Origin of the sequence: Haloarcula rubra (assembly GCF_019599465.1) — an archaeon.
GTDB lineage: Archaea > Halobacteriota > Halobacteria > Halobacteriales > Haloarculaceae > Haloarcula > Haloarcula rubra.
In genome coordinates, this window is the sequence record NZ_RKLR01000001.1 from 447,820 (window position 1) to 466,999 (window position 19,180).

General features: G+C 67.3%; 23 protein-coding genes and 1 pseudogene. 8 read left to right on the forward strand and 16 right to left on the reverse strand.

Translation table 11 applies throughout. The features are described from left to right. Positions 1-96: 96 nt before the first annotated feature. The 5 genes from EGH21_RS02420 to EGH21_RS02440 form a co-directional block, all read right to left on the reverse strand. Positions 97-1,068 (reverse strand): ArsA family ATPase, encoded by a 972-nt coding sequence (locus EGH21_RS02420; RefSeq protein ID WP_220616878.1) that lies wholly within the window; start codon positions 1,066-1,068, stop codon positions 97-99. Between the two features lies 1 nt (position 1,069). Next, complete coding sequence (locus tag EGH21_RS02425) at positions 1,070-1,366, reverse strand: DUF7990 family protein (RefSeq protein WP_220616879.1); 297 nt, start codon at positions 1,364-1,366, stop codon at positions 1,070-1,072. A 42-nt stretch (positions 1,367-1,408) separates the two neighbouring features. Beyond that, on the reverse strand, positions 1,409-1,633 hold the full coding sequence (locus EGH21_RS02430; protein WP_220616880.1) for a hypothetical protein: 225 nt from the start codon (positions 1,631-1,633) through the stop codon (positions 1,409-1,411). 80 nt (positions 1,634-1,713) lie between these two features. Further along, the gene (locus tag EGH21_RS02435) at positions 1,714-2,124 is read right to left on the reverse strand and encodes an SRPBCC family protein (RefSeq protein ID WP_220616881.1); all 411 of its coding nucleotides are present in this window, start codon (positions 2,122-2,124) and stop codon (positions 1,714-1,716) included. A gap of 38 nt (positions 2,125-2,162) precedes the next feature. Next, positions 2,163-2,480: a hypothetical protein gene (locus tag EGH21_RS02440; protein ID WP_236035360.1), complete on the reverse strand. Its 318-nt coding sequence runs from the start codon at positions 2,478-2,480 to the stop codon at positions 2,163-2,165. A 102-nt stretch (positions 2,481-2,582) separates the two neighbouring features. Here EGH21_RS02440 and EGH21_RS02445 point away from each other — a divergent pair, with 102 nt between their 5' ends. Further along, on the forward strand, positions 2,583-2,762 hold the full coding sequence (locus EGH21_RS02445; RefSeq protein WP_220616883.1) for a DUF8107 family protein: 180 nt from the start codon (positions 2,583-2,585) through the stop codon (positions 2,760-2,762). On the opposite strand, the gene EGH21_RS02450 is transcribed toward EGH21_RS02445, so the two are convergent. Continuing rightward, a complete protein-coding gene (locus EGH21_RS02450) occupies positions 2,763-3,104 on the reverse strand; it encodes a cupin domain-containing protein (protein ID WP_220616884.1) in 342 nt (113 codons plus the stop codon). 83 nt (positions 3,105-3,187) lie between these two features. Then, a complete protein-coding gene (locus EGH21_RS02455; RefSeq protein WP_220616885.1) occupies positions 3,188-3,409 on the reverse strand; it encodes a hypothetical protein in 222 nt (73 codons plus the stop codon). A gap of 154 nt (positions 3,410-3,563) precedes the next feature. On the opposite strand from EGH21_RS02455, the gene EGH21_RS02460 reads away from it, so the two are divergent. Both EGH21_RS02460 and EGH21_RS02465 read left to right on the forward strand, forming a co-directional pair. Next, positions 3,564-3,986, forward strand: a complete 423-nt coding sequence (locus EGH21_RS02460) for a zinc ribbon domain-containing protein (protein WP_220616886.1) — start codon at positions 3,564-3,566, stop codon at positions 3,984-3,986. 3 nt (positions 3,987-3,989) lie between these two features. Further along, positions 3,990-5,219 (forward strand): MFS transporter, encoded by a 1,230-nt coding sequence (locus tag EGH21_RS02465; RefSeq protein WP_220616887.1) that lies wholly within the window; start codon positions 3,990-3,992, stop codon positions 5,217-5,219. Positions 5,220-5,280: 61 nt separating this feature from the next. On the opposite strand, the gene EGH21_RS02470 is transcribed toward EGH21_RS02465, so the two are convergent. Beyond that, the gene (locus EGH21_RS02470; RefSeq protein ID WP_220616888.1) at positions 5,281-6,447 is read right to left on the reverse strand and encodes a 3-dehydroquinate synthase II; all 1,167 of its coding nucleotides are present in this window, start codon (positions 6,445-6,447) and stop codon (positions 5,281-5,283) included. A gap of 199 nt (positions 6,448-6,646) precedes the next feature. Here EGH21_RS02470 and minD point away from each other — a divergent pair, with 199 nt between their 5' ends. Beyond that, positions 6,647-7,987: a cell division ATPase MinD gene (gene minD / locus EGH21_RS02475; RefSeq protein WP_220616889.1), complete on the forward strand. Its 1,341-nt coding sequence runs from the start codon at positions 6,647-6,649 to the stop codon at positions 7,985-7,987. On the opposite strand, the gene EGH21_RS02480 is transcribed toward minD, so the two are convergent. The 4 genes from EGH21_RS02480 to trpC are packed head-to-tail and all read right to left on the reverse strand — an operon-like array spanning position 7,984 to position 11,793. Next, the gene (locus tag EGH21_RS02480) at positions 7,984-8,787 is read right to left on the reverse strand and encodes a 2-amino-3,7-dideoxy-D-threo-hept-6-ulosonate synthase (protein ID WP_220616890.1); all 804 of its coding nucleotides are present in this window, start codon (positions 8,785-8,787) and stop codon (positions 7,984-7,986) included. The genes minD and EGH21_RS02480 overlap by 4 nt on opposite strands. A gap of 26 nt (positions 8,788-8,813) precedes the next feature. Further along, positions 8,814-9,692 carry a tryptophan synthase subunit alpha gene (trpA, locus tag EGH21_RS02485; protein ID WP_220616891.1) on the reverse strand — a complete coding sequence of 293 codons (879 nt, stop codon included), beginning with the start codon at positions 9,690-9,692 and terminating at the stop codon, positions 8,814-8,816. Then, on the reverse strand, positions 9,692-11,005 hold the full coding sequence (gene trpB, locus EGH21_RS02490) for a tryptophan synthase subunit beta (protein ID WP_220616892.1): 1,314 nt from the start codon (positions 11,003-11,005) through the stop codon (positions 9,692-9,694). Before trpB ends, trpA begins: the two co-directional genes overlap by 1 nt. Continuing rightward, entirely contained in the window at positions 11,002-11,793 is a 792-nt protein-coding gene (gene trpC, locus EGH21_RS02495) for an indole-3-glycerol phosphate synthase (RefSeq protein WP_220616893.1), read from the reverse strand. Before trpC ends, trpB begins: the two co-directional genes overlap by 4 nt. Before the next feature lie 90 nt (positions 11,794-11,883). Between trpC and EGH21_RS02500 the strand changes: the two genes are divergently transcribed. Then, the gene (locus tag EGH21_RS02500) at positions 11,884-12,354 is read left to right on the forward strand and encodes a methylated-DNA--[protein]-cysteine S-methyltransferase (RefSeq protein WP_220616894.1); all 471 of its coding nucleotides are present in this window, start codon (positions 11,884-11,886) and stop codon (positions 12,352-12,354) included. Between the two features lie 19 nt (positions 12,355-12,373). On the opposite strand, the gene EGH21_RS02505 is transcribed toward EGH21_RS02500, so the two are convergent. Together EGH21_RS02505 and lonB are read right to left on the reverse strand one after the other, a co-directional pair. Next, positions 12,374-13,216 (reverse strand): CPBP family intramembrane glutamic endopeptidase, encoded by an 843-nt coding sequence (locus tag EGH21_RS02505; protein ID WP_220616895.1) that lies wholly within the window; start codon positions 13,214-13,216, stop codon positions 12,374-12,376. Continuing rightward, positions 13,217-15,322: an ATP-dependent protease LonB gene (gene lonB / locus EGH21_RS02510; protein ID WP_220616896.1), complete on the reverse strand. Its 2,106-nt coding sequence runs from the start codon at positions 15,320-15,322 to the stop codon at positions 13,217-13,219. Positions 15,323-15,493: 171 nt separating this feature from the next. Between lonB and EGH21_RS02515 the strand changes: the two genes are divergently transcribed. The 3 genes and pseudogenes from EGH21_RS02515 to EGH21_RS24680 form a co-directional block, all read left to right on the forward strand. Further along, positions 15,494-16,060 (forward strand): nicotinamide-nucleotide adenylyltransferase, encoded by a 567-nt coding sequence (locus EGH21_RS02515; RefSeq protein ID WP_220616897.1) that lies wholly within the window; start codon positions 15,494-15,496, stop codon positions 16,058-16,060. Then, entirely contained in the window at positions 16,057-16,812 is a 756-nt protein-coding gene (locus EGH21_RS02520; protein WP_220616898.1) for an SAM hydrolase/SAM-dependent halogenase family protein, read from the forward strand. Before EGH21_RS02515 ends, EGH21_RS02520 begins: the two co-directional genes overlap by 4 nt. Before the next feature lie 42 nt (positions 16,813-16,854). Continuing rightward, positions 16,855-16,917: pseudogene (locus tag EGH21_RS24680) on the forward strand (plastocyanin/azurin family copper-binding protein); the annotation flags it as partial. A 342-nt stretch (positions 16,918-17,259) separates the two neighbouring features. Here the strand turns inward: EGH21_RS24680 and EGH21_RS02530 are convergent. Both EGH21_RS02530 and EGH21_RS02535 read right to left on the reverse strand, forming a co-directional pair. After that, the gene (locus EGH21_RS02530) at positions 17,260-17,676 is read right to left on the reverse strand and encodes a hypothetical protein (RefSeq protein WP_220616899.1); all 417 of its coding nucleotides are present in this window, start codon (positions 17,674-17,676) and stop codon (positions 17,260-17,262) included. A 34-nt stretch (positions 17,677-17,710) separates the two neighbouring features. Next, positions 17,711-19,075, reverse strand: coding sequence for an APC family permease (locus tag EGH21_RS02535; protein WP_220617292.1), 1,365 nt, complete (start codon positions 19,073-19,075; stop codon positions 17,711-17,713). Positions 19,076-19,180: the final 105 nt, after the last annotated feature.

The window sequence follows — 19,180 nt, forward strand, 5'->3', positions numbered from 1 at the left end:
CAAAAAGTATTTAATAATTGTGGACATCGCGCGTCAGAATCGCCAGAGAGAAACGGAGCAGTGGCTACTGCGTCCCCGTCGAACCGCCCGGAACTATCAGGCCTGCGGTGGGGACGCCGCTGTCTCGATACCGAGTTCCTCGGTGACCTCCGAGAGGAGGTCACCCTTGATCTCGGAGACGCGCTGTTCGATGACCGCGACGACTGGCTGGTCGAACTCCGAGTGGATGCGTTCGAGTCGGTCCTGTTCGGTCCGGTGCCGTTCCCGCAGATACATCGCTCCCTTGCCGGTCTCGTCGTCGTCGGGGGAAGGTGCGACCTTGTTGACGACGAGGCCGCCGACGGTCAGGCCGGCCTCGGTCAAGTCCGACACCGCCCGGTGAGACTCCTCGATAGAGAGTTCGTCGGGGTTCAACACGAGGTAGAACGCCGACTGTTCGCGCAACGTCTCGCCGGCGAACTCGAACATCTCCTTGCGTTCGGTGAGTCGCCGGATGATGGGGTCTTCCTTGAGTTTCTGTCTGGCCTCCTTGTCGCCGATGGCGGCCTTCTCGAAGAGGTCGACGCTCTCCTTTCGTTTCTCCGTGAGCCGTTCTATCCACGACTCGAGGAACTCCGGGAGCGCCAGCAGTCGGAGCGTGCCGCCCGTCGGCGACGTGTCGAAGACGACGCGGTCGTACTCGTCGCTGTTCCGCATCACGTCGATGAACCGGTCGAACAGCGCCGCCTCGTAGGCCCCGGGCGTCCGGTGGGCCAACTCTATCTGGCGGTCTATCTCGTTGACGATGGCCGGACTCACCTGGTCGGACATCGTCGACTTTATCTCCCGCATGTGGCGCTGGACCTCCTCGTCGGGGTCCAGTTCCATGGCGAAGAGGTCCTCGTGGCCCGCCACGGGTTTCGGGTCGTCGTCGAACTGCTGGTCGAAGACGTCCGAGGTGCTGTGGGCCGGGTCCGTCGAGACCAACAGGGTCCGGAGGCCGTCGCGCGCACACTTCAGACCGTAGGCAGAGGAGACGGTGGTCTTGCCGACACCGCCTTTCCCGCCGAAGAAGACGAACTTGTTCATGTCAGAAGTGGTACTGCTGGCCCTTGCGTTCGATGTACGACTGGCGGTCCCACATCCGCCGCTCCCACTGGACGAACTCGTCGGTCAGGTACGGGAGGAGTTCGGCCGTGTAGTAGGAGACGGGACTCGGGATGCCGAAGGCGTCGGCGAAACAGGCGAACATGAACACGTCCGCCGTGTCCTCGGCTTCCTTCTCTATCTTCTCGAAGGACGGGTGTTCTATCATCCCGTGATAGAGGCCGTGGAACCACTCCTCTAACGTATCGAGGTAGGCCTGGATTCGTTTATCTACGTTCATGGATATTGGTAGCCGGCGCTTCCTAGATACGTGTTCCGCCGGTCAGCATGCACACCCAGTCGACCCCTGTGACCGCTCGAACCGCATCTCGTCCCCGCAGGTCGGGCAGTCCGGGGGCCCCTCACCCTCGACGTCGACGTCCCGAATCCGTTCGTCGCAGTCGTCACACCAGTAGGCACCGTTCGACATCTCCTCCGTGACGTCACCCCGATTGGCCGACTGCGTCGACGCCTGCAACACCTCCTTGACCGTCGTCAGGATACTCATGCGTCGGATTACCCTCGTAATAGGCATAAACGTTCCTGCAGAACTGCACTACCGGCGCACAACCGCCGTGCCGTCGTCCGTCAGGAGACGTGCTCGGCCAGTCCGTCCAGCATCCGGTCGAGTTCCCCGCGGCGTTTCCACGCGGCGACCCGGTCGGTCAGCGAGGCGAGGGGGAGTCCGAGACTGACCGACGACCGGACGGTCACCTCGCTCCCGTGGTCACGCGCGGTGTAGGTCACCGTCGTCTCCATCGCCTCGAACGGTCCCTGCTGGCCGACCTGTCGGTAGCGGAGTCCGTCGGTACGGTCCTCGAACTCGAACACCGCCTCCATCCCGCCGCCGCGGGCCGTGACTCGCTGTCCGTCGTCGACTGCCTCTGTCTCGACGACGGTGAACGTGCCCGCCGCTTCGAGGACGGTCGAGGGCGAGAGCGCACGTTCGAGTTCGGCCGGCGTCGCGTCTACGAACCGCGTCTGGACGACCTCGCGCATGGCAGTGCTGTCACCGTCACCCGCCATAGTTCCACGGGCTACTGGGCGACGAGGGGCAAGGCGAGCGCCGCGACCGCCAGAAAGCCCGCCACGACGCCGTAGAGGAGCCGTCTGAACCGTGCTTCGGCGGGTATCTCCCCCCTGAGGGAGGGGCGCTCGGTCCAGACGTAGCGGTGGTAGGCGACGGCGGCCGTCAGGCCGGTCACGAGCGCCGCGACGCTCAGCGCCATCGGGAGCGAGGCCCCCAGCGCCATGACGTAGATGGGGCCGAAGGAGAAACTCACGGCGAACCCGAGGCCGCTCACGACGAGGAACGGGACCGGGTCGACCGGCGTGCCGTCGCGGTTGTGAACCATCACCTGTCTCTTGGGAGAGACGAAATATGAACCCACCTATCCCGACAACATATCAACAACTAATCCACACAAATAAGGCGGCCCAAACCGCCACGGAGAGGTATGGCATCCGACGGAGACATCCGCGTACTACTGGTGTTGGACCTCCTCCTCTCGCTCGTGTTCAGTACGGTCGTCGTCTGGGGACTGAGCTTCTTCGGCCTCGCGTCGTTCACGCTTCGGAGCGTCGCGACGACGGCGCTGGCGCTGGCGGTGCTGACCTACCTCCTCGTCCTCCGGTAGTCACTCCAGCCAATCCGGGTTCGGCCGCGGGGGGCTGAACACGTCGATGGCGAGGAGGTCCACGTCACCCCGGTTCTCGGCGGCGTGGACCTCGTGGCTCTGGAGCCAGTAGGACTCGCCCGGTTCGACGGTCACCGTCTCGCCGTCTTCGAGGACGAACGTCTGTTCGCCCTGATAGACGAACCCGACCTGTTCGTGGTGGTGGCTGTGTTCCGGCACCCGGCCGCCCGGTTCGATGCGAAGGTGTTGGATGCTCATCTCCTCGCCCGCCGCCAGTTGCGCGAGGTGGACGCCCGGTTCGACTTCGACCGTCTCCGTGGGAGATTCTGGCACGACTTCCATACAGGGACGTACGGTGCATCGGTGATAACCGTGTCTCCCGCGGCCGTCTGTTCCTCGGCGGCGGGCCGTCGGCGTCCCGGCGGCTACGGCGTGTCCGGTCGTGCCGCGTCGGGAATGGCGTACGGTTGGCCACAGCCGTGTATTTCGAGCGTACACGACGGGCAGACGGTGTGTTTCTCCCGCCGGTGGGCCACGGATTGGCGCTGTCGGTGCTCGTCGGCCTCCAGTCGTTCGCGGACGTCCGCCGGCAGGTCGGTGAAGGCCACCAGTTCCGTCTCACAGGCGGGACACGTCGGTCCAGTCATACCCGGAGCCTCGTCGGCCAGCCACTAAACGGCACGCATCGGTGCCGCGGTGTCCGCTCGCGGGACGATGCCCTCGACGGCATCGGCCGAGAGACCGCTCGCGAACCCCAGTCGTTCGGAAGATATAGGGGTATGTGTGTCCGACGTTCCGGATATGACCGACACTGGGCGCAAGCGGCCGTGGCTCGCCGCGACGCTCGCCCTGCTCTACCCCGGTTTGGGACACGTCTACCTGCGGGAGTGGCTTCGTGCGGTTCTCTGGTTCGGCCTCGTCGTCAGCACGTCGATGTTGCTCATCGGTGACGAGGTGGTGGCACCGATTCAGGACGGAGTCACCGTCGACGGCGTCCTCGCCGTCTCGAGAGCGCTGCCGGTGGAGGTGGCGGTGGCACTGCTCGCCATCAGGGCACTCTCGATGGCCGACGCCTACCTGATGGCGACCCGGGAGAACGAGGCCGCCGAGGTCGTCGAGGGGGCGAAGTGTCCCAACTGCGGGAAGGAACTCGACGAGGACATCGACTTCTGTCACTGGTGTACGACCGAACTCGAACGGCCGCAGGCGAACCCCGAACAGTAACGCGTGGTTCGGGACGGAGACGCCCGCTGGCTGTTGGTCGGCGTCGCCGCGGCCGTCATGGGTGCGGCCGGCACGTACCAGTTCGTCTGGACGACGGTCAGCGGCGCCGTCGGGGCGCGCGTCGGGGCGTCACCGGCCCAACTGGGCACGGTCTTCACGGCCTACGTCGTCGGCCAGACGCTGGTCCAGTTTCCCGCCGGGAGTGTCAGGGACCGCACCGGCCCACGGCCGGTACTCCTCGCGAGCGCGCTCCTGTTGTTCGTCGGCTACACCGGACTGGCGCTGGCGGAGTCCTACGCCGTGGCCGCGGTCACCTACGGCGTCGGGGGACTTGGCTGTGGGAGTGCCTACACCGTCGCGGTCAACACGCCGGTGAAGTGGTTCGACGACCGGCGCGGCCTCGCGACCGGTGTCGTCACGATGGCCTTCGGCGGGGCCAGCGTCGTCGTCATCCCGCTGGTCGGGGGCCGTATCGAGGCGTCCTACGCCGGGACGCTCCTCACGCTCGGGGCCGTCGTCGGCCTCGTCGGTCTCGTCGCTGCGTTCGTCGTCCGGGACCCCGACGGGACGAGCGCGAACGCACCGGCGACCCAGAGCGAGGGGCCGGACTCGACGACGGGCGTCGGGTGGCGGACCGTCGTCCGGACGTGGCAGTTCTGGGTGCTCTTCGGCGTGATGACCGTCGTCAACGGCGTCGGCCTGATGCTCATCGGGCAGTCGGTGGGCTTTACGACCGGACTGGGCCTCTCGGAAGCGACCGCCACGACCGTCGCCTCCGTCGTCGCACTCGCGGACGCCGGCGGCATCGTCGTGATTTCCGGCCTCTCCGACCGGTTCGGCGGCGAGCGAACCGTCGGCGTCTCGCTGGTGCTGTGTGGCGGTTCGCTGGGCGGGGCGGTGGTGGCCGGCACCGCCGGCGTCGCGCCAGCGTTCGTGCTACTGGTCGGGGCGACGGCGTTCTTCAGGAGTCCGGCCTTCGCCGTCGTCCCGTCGCTCGTCGGCGAGTACTACGGGCGAGCGCGCTCCTCGGAGAACTACGCGCTCGTCTACTCGTCGAAGGTGCCCGGCGGGGTCTTCGGCGGGACGGTTGCCGGCGTCATGGTCGCTCGACTCGGGTGGGTCGACTCGTTCGCCATCGGGGCGGGACTGCTCGTGGTCGCCGGCGTCGCGACACTGACGCTCCGACCGGGTGCACATAGCGAGAAGCGGACCGAGACGACCGCAGACGGGTGAGAGATTCGCTCGGACCATCGCGTGTCGGCGTGACGAGTCCGTCGCGCCGGCGTGACGAGCGTTACTTCTCGATGATGCTCTCTTCTATCTTCTCGCCGAAGTGTGTCGCCGTGTCCTCGTAGTGGACGAGGATCTCGTCGCCCGGTTCGAGGTCGGTGACCGCGGTGCGACCGTCGCGGGTGTGGACCTTGATGGTCTCGGCGTTCTGGAGGAGCGTCTCGATGCGGTCGCCGTCCTCGGTCTCGGCCTGCACCCGGAACATCGGGCGCTTCTCTATCTTCGCGCGGCCGACGATGGCCTCGCGGGTGTGACCCTGTGCGTCGACTATCTGGACCTCGTCGCCCGACTGCAGTTCCGAGAGGTACTTCGTCCCACCGTCGGGCGTGCGAACGTAGGCGTGGACCGCGCCGGCGTTGACTCGAAACGGCCTCGAGGCGACGTAGGGCGACTCGGCGGTTTCGGCGTGGACGAAGAAGAGTCCACGCGCCATCGACCCGACGAGCATCCCCTCGTCGTGTTCCATCAGCGTCCCCGTATCGATGCAGACGCGGTCGGCGGAGCCGGTCTGTTCGATGGCCGTGACCTCGGCGTACTCCAGTTCGAGTTGCTCGCGGCCCATCTCGTCGCGGACCTCGACGGTCTTTCGAATCTCGTCGACGTCGTCCGTGTCGAGTAGCACGCCGTCCGCGCCGCGTTCGAGCGTCTCGTAGGCCGTGCGGGCGTCCTCGGCGGAGGTGACCCCGGCGATGAGGTCCGTCTCCTCGCCGACGCGGGCGATGAGGTTCTCCAGCGGGATTATCTGCCAGTTCTCGCTGACGACGATGGTGTAGTCGGCTTCCGTCGCGACGGCCTCGGCGAACGCTTCGTAGTCCTCGTCGAAGATACGGACGTAGCCGCCTTCGGGAGCGGCCCCGTTCTGGCGGAGCGCAGAGAGGTCCGCAGAGCCAGAGAAGTCGGACGGCAGGTCGACGGTGCCGTCGCCCTCGCCGTCCTTGCCCACGACGGTGGCGTCGGCGTTCGACTCCTCGGCCTCGGCCTCCATCACGTGGACGTCCCCGTTCGTGAAGGCCGCGACGTCGACGGCGCCGAGGTCCTGTACCCGTTCCACGTCGTCTTCGTCGACCAGTACCCAGTCGACCCCGGCCTCCAGACCGGCGGTGATGCGCCGCTTTCGCGTCTCCCAGTCGCCGACCTCGTCGTCGGCTTTGAGCCACACGCTTCGTGTCATACCGCCACGTCCGCGACGGTGGGGCTTGAACGTGGCGGAACCTGCAGGCGACCCGGCGACGACCATCAGAAGCGGCCGACGGCCACTGCCGTCGTCGAACGGCGGGTGCCCAATATTCAGGAGTGAAACTGTGGCCCCTAGAGTTATCAGTGAGACTGATAGACTGTAAACGTAACAGAAGAGTGAACAACTGGTAACAATGGTCACGAATCACGTCTACACGGTGGCGGGGGCGAAAGGCGGAGTGGGGAAGACGACGACCAGTATCAATCTGGGGGCGGCACTGGCTCAGTCGGGCTACTCGACAGTCACCGTCGAACTGGACCTCGCGATGGCGAACCTCGTCGACTTCCTCGAGATAGACATCGACGTGACCGAGGCGACCACGCTCCACGACGTCCTCGCCGGCGACGCCGACGTAGAGGACGCAATCTACGAGACCGACACCGGCCTCTCGGTGGTGCCCAGCGGAACGGACCTCGCGGGCTACGCCGGGACGGACCTCGACCGACTGCCCGAAGTCGTCGAGACGCTCCGGTGGCACCACGACGTGGTCCTCCTCGACACCCCGGCGGGCCTGAGCGAAGAGACGATGCGACCGATACAGTTGGCCGACGACGTCCTCCTCGTCTCGACGCCGCGCGTGGCGTCGATACGCAACGTCCGGAACACGCTGGAACTGGCCGACCGCGTGGACACCGAGGTGCGTGGCCTCGTCCTGACGAAGTCCGGGACCGGCGCCTCGCCGGGTGCCGACCGAATCGCCGAGTTCCTCGACGTCGAGTTGCTCGGGCACGTCCCGGAGGACGACGCCGTCCCCCACTCGCAGGACAAAGGGATGCCGGTCATCTCGAACGCGCCGAAGAGCGGCGCGGCTATCGCCTATCGGAAGATATCGAGGCAACTGGTCGAGCACCCCCCGGCGCCGGACGCGACGGCGAGCACTGCCGACCCAGCGGAGCGGGAGGAAGCCCGGGACGTCGACCAGACCGACGGTGAAGCCCCGGACGGGCAGGCCGCTGTATCCGGGGAGTACGGTCGAGCGGTGACGGTCGGTGCCACGGAGTCGGACCCGGACGAGCAATCGGGGCAGCAGCGGTCGCCCGTAGACGAGTCGGCGGCCGCGGGCCCCGACTCTCAGTCGAGCGACGCGGAGCGAGACGACGGCGTCACACCCTCGGGCGACGAACCGTCCGCAGGGGAGGCCGTGGCCGACGAACCCGAGCCACCACGCCCGACGGACACCGAGGAACCGGCCCGCGACGAGGCGACCGCCGACGGCGGGGCACCGACCGCCCCGTCGAACGAGGCGGCGCAAACGTCAGAGAGCGACGATACCGGCGACCAAACCAGCCAGTCCACCCCTGCTGACGGGACGACCGGCGACGAGACGACTGCCAGCGAGTCGAGCCACGCCGAGCAGTCGACCAGTGCAGAGACGGCAGCGGCTGGCGAGAAAGAGCGTGCGGCAGAGAGCGAGACGACCGAAAGCGACGACAAGTCGCTCGGCGCCCAGATACGGTCGCTGTTCGGGTTCTAGGCCTCGACGGCGAGGCCGGCCTCGTGGAGGGCGTCGACGGCGTCGGCGTCGTCGTGGACGACGCTGGCGACGGCCCGCGTGATCTTCTCGGGGTCCTCGTGCTGGAAGATGGAGCGCCCCATCGAGACGCCGGCGGCGCCGGCGTCGACCGCGCCGCGGACCATGTCGAGTGTCTCCTCGTCGGTGCCCTTCGCGCCGCCGGCGATGACGACCGGGAGCGAGGTGGACTCGACGACGTGCTGGAAGCTCTCGGCGTCGCCGGTGTACCCCGTCTTCACGACGTCGGACCCGAGTTCCTCCGCGAGTCGGACGGCGTGGCCGACGTACTGGTTGTAGTCGTCGGCCTCGGGGTCGATGTCCGGGCCGCGAGCGTAGGCCATCGCCAGCACCGGCAGGCCGTAGCGTTCGGCCTCGCTGGTCAGGTCCGAGAGCGCGGCGATCTGCTCGCGCTCGTACTTACTGCCGACGTTGATGTGGAAGGAGACGGCGTCGGCGCCGGCGCGGATGGCGTCCTCTACGGTCCCGGTCTGGCGCTTGTCGTTCTCGTCCGGGCCGATAGTCGTCGACCCGTTGAGGTGGACGATGTAGCCCGCGTCGTTCTTGTTCGGGTGGACGCGGTCGGCGATGCCCCGCTGGGTGAGGACGGCGTCGGCGCCGCCGCGCGTGATAGCGTCGATGGTCGATTCGATGTCTTTGAGCCCCGTTACGGCGCCCATGGTGATACCGTGGTCCATCGGGACGACGACGTACTGCCCGTCTGTCCCGATGCGTTCGAGTCGTGCGCGTGTCCCTGCGTTCATGATATGCGAGAGTGTGGCAAGAACGATTATGTGCGTTCCGGTTGCGGCCGTTCCTGTGCCCCGCGAACTGCGCCCTGCTTGAGTTCGCGAGCGAGTGATTCGAGACGGTCGGCGACCGCCTCGGTCGAATCGCCGTCCTCGTGGCCCTCGGCGACGATGTCGACCAGCGCGGACCCGACGATGACGCCGTCGGCACCGGCGGCCACGATCTCCTCGGCGTGCTCGCCGGTCTTGATGCCGAACCCGACGGCCTTGGGCACGTCCCAGTCCGAGAGGCGGGCCAGCGACGCCTCCGTGGCGTCGTCGACGTCGTCTCGCGCGCCGGTGACGCCCAGACGGGCCTGCACGTAGACGTAGCCGGATACCTGTTCCATCATGCGTTCGAGGCGGTCCCCCCGCGTCGTCGGCGCGACGATGAACACGAGGTCCAGTCCGAACTCGTCGCAGGCCTCGCGGAGCGGTCCGGCCTCCTCGGCGGGCAGGTCCGGGACGACGAACCCCTCGATGCCCACCTCGGCGGCCTTCTCGACGAAGGGGCGGGGGCCTTCCTGGCTCGCGGTGTCACCGCTCGCCGTTCCCGAGTCGCTCCGCGACTCGCTGTCCCCGTACTGGTAGATGAGGTTGTAGTAGGTCATGCAGACGAGCGGGACGTCCACGTCGAGGTCTTCGACGAACTCGAAGAAGCGGTCGGGGGTCATCCCCGACTCCAGCGACCGGACGATGGCGTCCTGAATCGTCTTGCCCTCGGCGATTGGTTCCGAGAACGGCAGACCGAGTTCGATGACGTCGGCCCCGCCCTCTGCGAGCGCTTCGACGTAGGCGAGCGAGTCCTCGTAGTTCGGGTCGCCGGCGGCGAGATACGGCACGAAGGCCGGTTCGTCCGCGAAGGCGCGTTCCAGCCCCATCAGATGCCACCCCCGCCGACGCGGTTCAGGATAGACATGTCGGGCGCGATGTCGAGGTCACGCTTGCTCGTCTCCTCGATGACGGTTTCGAGGTCCTTGTCGCCGCGGCCGGAGACGTTCACGACGACGGTGTCGCCCAGTTCGTCGTGATTTTCTTCGAGGTAGCCGAAGGCGTGCGCTGTCTCGAGCGCCGGGATGACGCCCTCGTCCTGCGAGAGGCGGTGGAAAGCTTCGAGCGCCGCGTCGTCGTCGACGTTGACCGGCGTCACGCGGCCTTCGTCGACGAGGTGGGCGAGTTCGGGCCCGACGCCGGCGTAGTCGAGTCCCGCGGAGACGGAGTGAGACTCCATAATCTGACCGTCCGAATCCTGCAGGAGTTTCGTCCGCGCGCCGTGGAGGACGCCCTCGTCCCCCGTCGAGAGGGTCGCGGAGTTGGGGGCGACGCCCTTCTCCTCGTCGACGGTGAGCGAGGAGCCACCGGCCTCGACGGCGACGAGGTCGACTCGCCCTCGCGGCTCGTCGCCGCTCGGGTTCTTCGCGGAACTACGTTCCGCGCCATCGTCGGAGACGAACTCGGCGAACGCGCCCATCGTGTTCGACCCGCCGCCGGCGCAGGCGACGACCGAATCCGGGAGACCGCCCGTCTTCTCGATGGCCTGCTCGCGGGCCTCCTCGGAGATGACCGCCTGGAAGTCCCGGACCATCTTCGGGAACGGGTGCGGGCCGACGATGCTCCCGATGACGTAGTGGGTGTTCTCGACGGTAGTCGCCCAGTCCCGCATCGTCTCGGAGATGGCCTCCTTCAGCGTCCCGCGCCCGACCGTGACGGGGTTGACCTCCGCGCCGTTGATGCGCATCCGGAAGACGTTGGGTCGCTGGCGCGCGATGTCCGTCTCGCCCATGTAAATCTCGCAGGGCATGTCGAGATGTGCGGCAGCCATCGCCGTCGCGGTGCCGTGCTGTCCGGCGCCGGTCTCGGCGATGATGCGCTCTTTGCCCATGTACTTCGCCAGCAGGACCTGCCCGAGCGCGTTGTTGAGTTTGTGTGCGCCGCCGTGGAGCAGGTCCTCCCGTTTGAGGTAGACGTCCGTGTCGTACCGGGCCGAGAGTTGCTCGGCGTACTGGAGCGGGGTCGGCCGACCCCCGAAGTCCGCCAGACGCTCCCGGAACTCGTCCATGAAGCCGTCTTCGTTCTCCAATACGTACCGTCCGTAGGCGTCGGCTAACTCCTCGATAGCCGGCATCAGTGCCTCGGGAACGTACTGTCCGCCGTACTCGCCGAACTTGGGGTCGTGTGCGTCGTCAGTGCTCATGTCTGTGTCTCCGCGTCTGTCAGTCGTCGCGTGTTCTCGGCCACGTCCGAGTCGCCGCCGTGGTCCATGATGGCCGACCCGACGAGCAGTGCGTCGGCGCCGGCCGCGCGCATCCGTGCGACGTCGTCCGCTGTTCCTATGCCGCTTTCCGCAATGAGGGTGACGCTCTCGGGGGCCGCCTCGGCCGCCCGCGGGAACGTCTCGAGGTCGACCTCGAGTTTGGCTAGGTCGCGGTTGTTCACGCCGACGACGTCGGCGCCCGCGTCGACCGCCCGCCGGACCTCGTCTGCGGTGTGGGCCTCGACGAGCACCTGAAAGCCGCGCTCCCGGGCCGCCGAGAGCAGGGTCTCGAGGTCGTCGGTCCCGTCCTCGTCCAGAAACCGGACGATGAGGAGGACGACGTCCGCCTCGACCACGTCCAGTTGGGCCTCGTGGAGCACGAAGTCCTTCCGGAGGACGGGCACGTCGACGGCCGCTCGCACCCGTGCCAGCGTCTCGGCGGACCCGCCGAAGTGGTCGGGTTCGGTCAACACCGAGAGTGCCGCCGCGCCCCCAGCGACCATCTGTTCGGCCAGTTCGACGGGGTCGTCGGTTCGCTCGCCGTCGGCGGTCGGACTCGTGGGCTTGACCTCCGCGATGATGGGAACGCAGCCGTCGGCCGCCGCCGCTTCGAAGGCGTCGGTGAGCGACCGCGCCTCAACGGCGACCCGGTCGCCCCCACCCCCTCGCTCGCGTGCCGCCGCGAGTATCGACTCGACTTCCTGTGCCAGTCCCGCATCGGATTCCATTACTGAACATTAACGTACAGAAGTGTACATAAGTGTTGTCGTCGTCGCCCGGTGCCAATCTTGAAGGCCCGACCGGCCCTCGACACCGCTATGGAGACTCCGACGAGTGATGCAGGCATCTACGCCCGGGAGTCGGCGTACCTCGACCGGTTCGTCCAGTTCGGCGAGGCGGGCGACCGGGTCATCTCCCTCTCGTTCCCGACGGCACCCGAGGCTGACAGTCGGGCGGACCACGCGCTCCTGGACCGCATCGAGGACTACCTCAACGGCGCCGAGGACGACTTCGCCGACGTGACCGTCGGCCTGACGGTGCCGACGGGGCAGCGAAAAGTCCTCGAAGCCGTCCGGGAGATTCCCTACGGCGAGGACGCGACCGTCGAACAGGTGGCCCGGATGACCGCCGACATCGACCCGAGCGAACAGGACGACCTGACGCAGGTCCGCGAGGCGCTGGCGGCCAATCCCGTCCCACTGCTGATTCCCGACCACCGGGTTCGGGACGGTCCCAGCGCGGCGCCACCCCCGGTCGAACAGAAGTTGCGGGCCGTCGAGGGACTCTGACGGCGGCGGTCGGCACTGTTCAGGTGAGCGCCGTGAGCCGTTCGACGCCCAGTCCCTCGTGGACGACGAGTTCCAGGGCGTTCACGAGGTAGTGGGCGACGACGACGGCGAGGAGGCTGTCGGTCACCACGAACAGCACCGCCAGCGCCGCACCGAGGACGCCCGTGACGACGATGCCCGCGCGTCCCTGTGCGCCGTGGCCGAGCGCGAACGCCGCCGACGAGAGGACGACCATCGCCCACGCGGGCGCGCCCAGTCCGGCGACGGGGACGCCGATGGCCGCCGCCCGGAAGAGCAGTTCCTCGACGACGGCGATGGTCGGGAGGACGAGTCCGAGCAAGACCACCCACCCGCCTGCCGAGTCGGGTGCGAGCAGTTCCCGGAGCGACTCGTCGAAGGCGATACCGAACCCGTCCGCGACCACCGCCGCGAGTTCGTTACCGACCCAGAACCCCACGCCGGCGGCGACGCCGATGGCGAGTGCGGGGAGGCCCGTCGAGAGCGCGGCATCCGTGACGCCGAACGCCGAGAGCGGAATCTGGAAGTAGAACCCGCCGCCGACGAGGAGCGCGCCGAACAGCCCCTGCGTGAGCGCGACGTTGGCCAGTAACGCACCGGGCGAGACGTCGCCGGGGGAGAGTTTCGATTCCAGACGTGCGCGTCGCCGTGCGACCGCTTCCGTCTCGAAGCGAGGAATCGTCGGGTCCCGTGGCCCGTCGGCCCCGACGTCGCCGAAACCGTCGGTGCGAGCGGCCGCGTCGCCGTCGCTACCGGGGAGCGCACGCTGAGAGAGTCGCGCGAGCGCGAGTAGCGCCGTTAGAAGGAATCCCGTCAGGCCGACGAAGGCGGCCCACTGGGGCATCTACTGCGGGCTGGGACTGCCGCTACCCTGTCGCCCGACCTCGTGTTCGAGCGCCTTGCCCGTGATGGACTTGAGGCGGTCGACCAGCGAGTCCTTCTCGGGTTCGCCGGCGAGGGCGACCTCCAGCACTTCGGAGATGTGGGAGACGGGGATGATCTCTATCATGTCCTCGTACTCCTCCTCTATCATCACGTCCTGCGTGTTCGCTTCGGGGATGATGACCGTGTCGAGGCCGGCCTTCGCGGCGGCCTCTATCTTGTGGGTGACGCCGCCGACCGGCAGGACGTCGCCCCGCACCGACAGCGACCCGGTCATGGCGATGTTCTGCTCGACGGGGACGTTCTCCAGCGCGCTGATGACCGCGGTGGCGACGGTGATAGAGGCGGAGTCGCCGTCGACGCCGCCCTCACCGGCCTGCACGAACTGGATGTGGACGTCCTTCTCGGAGATGTCCTCGTCGCTGAACTTCTTGATGATGGCCGAGACGTTCTGCACTGCTTCTTCGGCCATCTCCTGCAGTTGGCCGGTCGCGATGACCTGACCGGGGCCCTGCGAGGGCGTGACTTCGGCCATGACGGGGAGGACGATGCCGCTGTCCTCGCCCATGACCGCGAGGCCGTTGACGCGGCCGACGACGTCGCCGTCGTTGACCGTGAGTTCGTAGTCCTTGCGGCGCTCGATGTAGTTGTCCGCGAGCTGTTGCTCGATGGACCGGGAGCGGCGCTTGGCCTGCAAGACGTCCTCGCGCGTGGTGAAGTCCTTGTCCTCGGCGCGGGCGATGTCGCCGGCGACGCGGACGAGGCCACCGAGGTCACGGAACTTCAGGGTGAGGTGGCCCTTCCGGCCCGCGCGGCGGCGGGCTTCGAGGATGACCTCTTCGACAGCCTCCTCGGTGAAGTGGGGCAGACGGCCGTCGTTCTCGACCTCCTGTGCGACGAACCGGGTGTACTTCCGGCGCATCTCCGGGTCGTCCTCGATGGTGTCGTCCATGTACACCTCGTAGCCGTACCCCTTGATACGGGAGCGCAGCGCGGGGTGCATGTTCTCCATCGCGTCGAGGTTCCCGGCCGCGATCATGATGAAGTCACACGGGACCGGTTCGGTCTGGACCATCGCACCGGAGGAGCGCTCGGACTGGCCGGTGATGCCGAACTCGCCCTCCTGGATGGCCGTCATCAGCTTCTGCTGACTGCGGATGTCCAGCGTGTTTATCTCGTCGACGAACAGCACGCCCTTGTTGGCCTTGTGGATGGCACCGGGTTCCACGCGGTCGTGGCTCGGCGTCTCCATCCCACCGGACTGGAACGGGTCGTGCCGGACGTCGCCCAGCAGCGCACCGGCGTGGGCGCCGGTCGCGTCCTCGAAGGGTGCGGTCTTCTGGCTGGCGTTGTTGACCAGCAGGTTCGGAATCATCGCGTCGCTGCCACGGGAGCCGTAGCGGAAGGCGAGATAGATGACACCGGCCGCGAGGATGCCCAGCAGCAACTGCTGGACGATGATGAGCGAGTAGCCCATCACGATGGCGATGATGATCCACATCAGGAAGGTCCGCATCTGGTTGCGCTTGCGGGCCTCTTCCTTGTGTGCCTCGACTATCTGTTCGCCCTTGCCGCCGGGCACGGTGCGAACTTTCGGCTCGTTGCCGTCGTCGGGGTTGTGATAGACGAGCACGTCCTGCAGTTCCTCTCGCGGGAGCAACTGGCTCATCGCTTTCGCGAGCATCGACTTGCCCGTCCCGGGCGAGCCGATCATCATCACGTGGCGGCGCTGTTTGGCCGCTTTCTTGATGACGTCACGTGCGTGGTCCTGTCCGATGACCTGATCTACGAGGCGCTCGGGCACCTCTATCTCGGCGGTCGAATCGATATCGAGACCACCCAGAAGGTTCTCCTCGTCGTCCTGGAGGCCGGACTCTCCCTCCACCTCGACGTCGCTGCCGAGAGTCGTATCCGACGTTGCTCCGTCCCCGTTCGATGACTCGTCGACGGAAGGGTCGGACGGCTGCTCGTCGGTCGTCTCGTGACCGTCGGCCGTCGTGTCCTCGCCGCCGTCGTCCACCTCCCGGTCGGGGTCGGGAGCCGCGTCAGTGTCGGTGTTGTCGCTCATACAAACGTTGCTAACACACGATTGGAAGGACTGTCGACTGATATACTTTCTCCCCGCGTCCGACCTTGCCACACCCCCGTAACCGACAGAGGGCGCGGGGTTAAGCGGTTCCGAACACCCGACGGATGTGCCGTCGTCGGGTTTATCAAACCACCCACCACACACTCGAGTATGCGAGGGTTCTACATCGGCCGGTTCCAGCCCTATCACGACGGCCACCACGCGATGGTCGGCCGTATAGCCGACGAGGTGGACGAACTGGTGCTGGGTATCGGCAGTGCGGACGACTCACACACGACCCACGACCCGTTCACCGCGGGCGAGCGCATCATGATGATAACGAAGGCCGTGAAAGACTTCGACCTGACCACCTACGTCGTCCCGTTAGAGGACATCAACCGCAACGCCGTCTGGGTGAGCCACGTCGAGAGCATGTGCCCGGACTTCGACGTCGCGTACTCGAACAACCCGCTGGTGGTCCGCCTGTTCGAGGAGAGCGGCATCGAGGTGCGCCAGTCGCCCATGTTCGACCGGGACCGACTGGAGGGCTCGGAGATACGCGAGCGGATGGTCGCCGACGAGTCGTGGCGGGACCGCGTCCCCGACCCCGTCGTCGACACCATCGAAGAGATAAACGGCGTCAAACGGCTCCAGCACGTCTCCGATTCGGACTCGCTCGAACGCTACACCGCCGAGGACGAGGCCGTCGACGAACCGGCCATCGGCGACGAGGGATGATAACGCTCAGTTCCGACTTCGGGTCGCCCTATCCCGCGGCGATGAAGGGCGTCATCTGCCAGCACAGCGACGCTCGCATCGAGGACGTTGCCCACGACTTCCCCCGGCAGGACGTGCGGACGGCGGCGTTCTGGCTGACCCAGACGCTCCCCTACTTCCCGCCGGCGGTCCACTGCGTGGTCGTCGACCCCGGCGTCGGGACGGACCGTGACGCTATCGTCGTCCGCGCGGGCGGGCACGCACTCGTGGGACCGGACAACGGCGTCCTCCTCCCGGTGGCCCGCGAACTGGCCGACGAGTTCGAGGTGTTCACGTGGGCCTACGACGACCCGGCGAGCACGACGTTCCACGGCCGAGACGTGTTCGCGCCCGCGGCGGCGGCCGTGCACGAGACCGGCGTCGACGCGCTCGAAACGCTCGGCGAGACCACGCCGACCGACGAGTACGTGGACCTGCGGTTCCCGGACCCGACCGTCGAGGACGACCGTGCGACGGGTGAGGTACTGGTCGTCGACGACTTCGGGAACGCTATCACGAACGTTCCGGGAGACGTCCTCGCGGACCGCTTCGGCGGTACAGTCACCGTCGGCGACGACTCCGTCCCGGTAAGACGAGCCTACGCCGCCGTCGACGCCGGCGACCGTCTCGTCACCGTCGGGAGTCACGGCAACGTCGAACTCGCGGTCAACCGTGGCCGGGGCGACGACGCCTTCGGCGTGGCGGTCGGCGACAGCGTCGCCCTCCGCTGGTGAGGCGAACCGGTCCGGCCCGCCACGCTTTAGGCCCGCGAACGCGGCTACGTCTGCATCCCACACGCGGCCGCGGGGATGGAGGGGACCATCGTCGTCGAGGAGTGAGAGGCCGTGTCGGTCCGCCGGACGACCGATACGTTTTAGTGTTTTAGGCCCACCTAAACGAACACATGGTGAACCTGCCGGCACGGTGGCAGACGAACGGCCGCCGCCCGAGCGACGAGATGGTCGCCACCTGCCAGCACGTGGTCCCAGACCGAGCGACGGGAGGTGTTCGCTGAAGTCGTCGACTCCCCCACACTTCGGCCTCCGCGGCGACGGCTACCGTGGGCACGGTTCGTCGGTCCGGTCGGACCGACGGCGTCGCCGCACCACGAGTTCCGACTCGTGTCTGTCCCATTTTCACTCGCGGTCCAGCGACGCCGGGCGTCGACCGACGCCCGGGACTCATTCCACGACTTCCTCGACGGCCAGTTCCTCGAGCAACAGGAGTAGGTTGTACGCCGCGGTGGCGAGAAACCCGGCGACGAGATAGACGACCACCGGCCGTCGGTTCCCAGCGACGGTGACGAGGAGGTACACCGCCGCCAACGTCCCGCCGGTCGCGACGACGTGGATGGTCGAGGCGACCAGCGGGGACTGCGACTCGGGTGGTGCCGCCGTCTCCGAGACGCCCCGGAACGCGAGGACCGCGAGCGTCCCGAACCCGCCTAGCGCACCGGCCACGTACGCCATCGCCCACGTGACGCCGGGGATGCCGAACGTGTGGACGAGCAGGGCCCCACCGCCCCATATCGAGAGTGTGTAGCCGTACGCCTCCGATTCGGCCGCCAGATTCGATTCCAGACGAGTCCGTGCGTCCATCGGGCCGACCGAGACGCGCGAGCGGAGTAAAAGTTCAGTCTCCGAGTCCGAGCGTCTCGGTGAGGCCGGTGTCGGTCACGTCTAGCTGTTCGACTTCTCGCTCCAGATACGAGCGCTCGAAGTACAGCAGTTCGACGGCGAAGACGACGACGGCGACCACCAGCACGGTGTAGAACGTGTTGGGCTCCCGGTTGTACAGGTTGTACAGCATCAACGGGAAGAACGCCGTCGCGCCGAGGGTCCCGACCGCCGGCAGGACGGTACTCACCGTGTCCTCGCGCTGGCGGAAGGCGATGTAGCTCATCCCGCCGAACACGAGGATGAACGAGAGCGAGGCGAACGAGGTGATGGCACCGAGGCTCCCGACGGCGGAGAACGCGGCCGTAACGCCGCCGATGAACAGCATCGTGCGCTCGGGCGCGCCGTCCGCGTCGGCGTCGCCGAGGTCGTCGGGCAGGAGGTCGTCGGTGAGCATCCCCTTCGCGAAGTGCGCCGCCGAGAACAGCGTCGCGTTGATTGCGCTCCCGGTGGAGAACAGCGCCGACACCGAGAGGAGGACCGCGCCGGCCGCGCCGAGTCCCCACGGCGACAGCATCGTCGAGGCGGCGTCTTTCAGCGCGACGTGCGGGTGACTCGTCAGCGCCTGCGGCGCGAGGTTCACGGTCACGACGCCCACGAGGACGTAGACGACGACGGCCGCCGGGATGGAGATGTACACCGCCTTCCGGATGGTATCGACGGGGTCCGCGATGCGCTCTTGGTCGTAGAACAGCAGTTGCCACCCCTGAAACGCCACGAACGAGATGGCGGCCGCGACGATGGGGCTCACGGTCGTGAGTCGGCCGAAACCGAGTCGGAGTGGCTGGCCGCTGTACCCGAAGGCGTACACGAGTCCGAGGACGCCGAAGCCGACGAGGATGGCGACTTTCAGCGCCACGAGGACGTTCTCGGCGACGCCGGTCGTGCGGGCGCCCAGCAGGTTCAGCCCGACGAACCCCGCGACGGCCAGCACCGACACCAGCGGCCGAATCGGCAAGCCCGCCACCGACTGCGGGAGGCCCAAGGTGATGGCGAACTCGGCGAACGCGAAGGCGTACATCGCCATCGATCCGACGTAGCCGAAGAGCAACGTCCAGCCCACCATCCCGGCCACCGTCGAGTTACCGAGGTACTGCTGGACGAACGACACCGACCCACCGTGGGTGTCGCTCTTGGCGTTGAGTCTGTTGTAGGAGTAGCCTGCACACATCGCGACGACGCCGGCGAGGACGAACGCCGCCCACGTCGCCGTCATCGTAATCTGTGCGACGACGCCGAGGACGGCGTATATCCCGCCCCCGATCATGCCCCCGAGAGCCATCGAGACGCCCTCGGTCAGGCCGAGGTCGGAGTCACTCATTCCGTCGTGGCCGTTCTCGCCCGGTTCGGGAATACTCCACGCCTGCATCTGCAAGTCACGGGCACGAGTCACACCGGACGTGAATCCGGAAAATCGGCCGGGCAG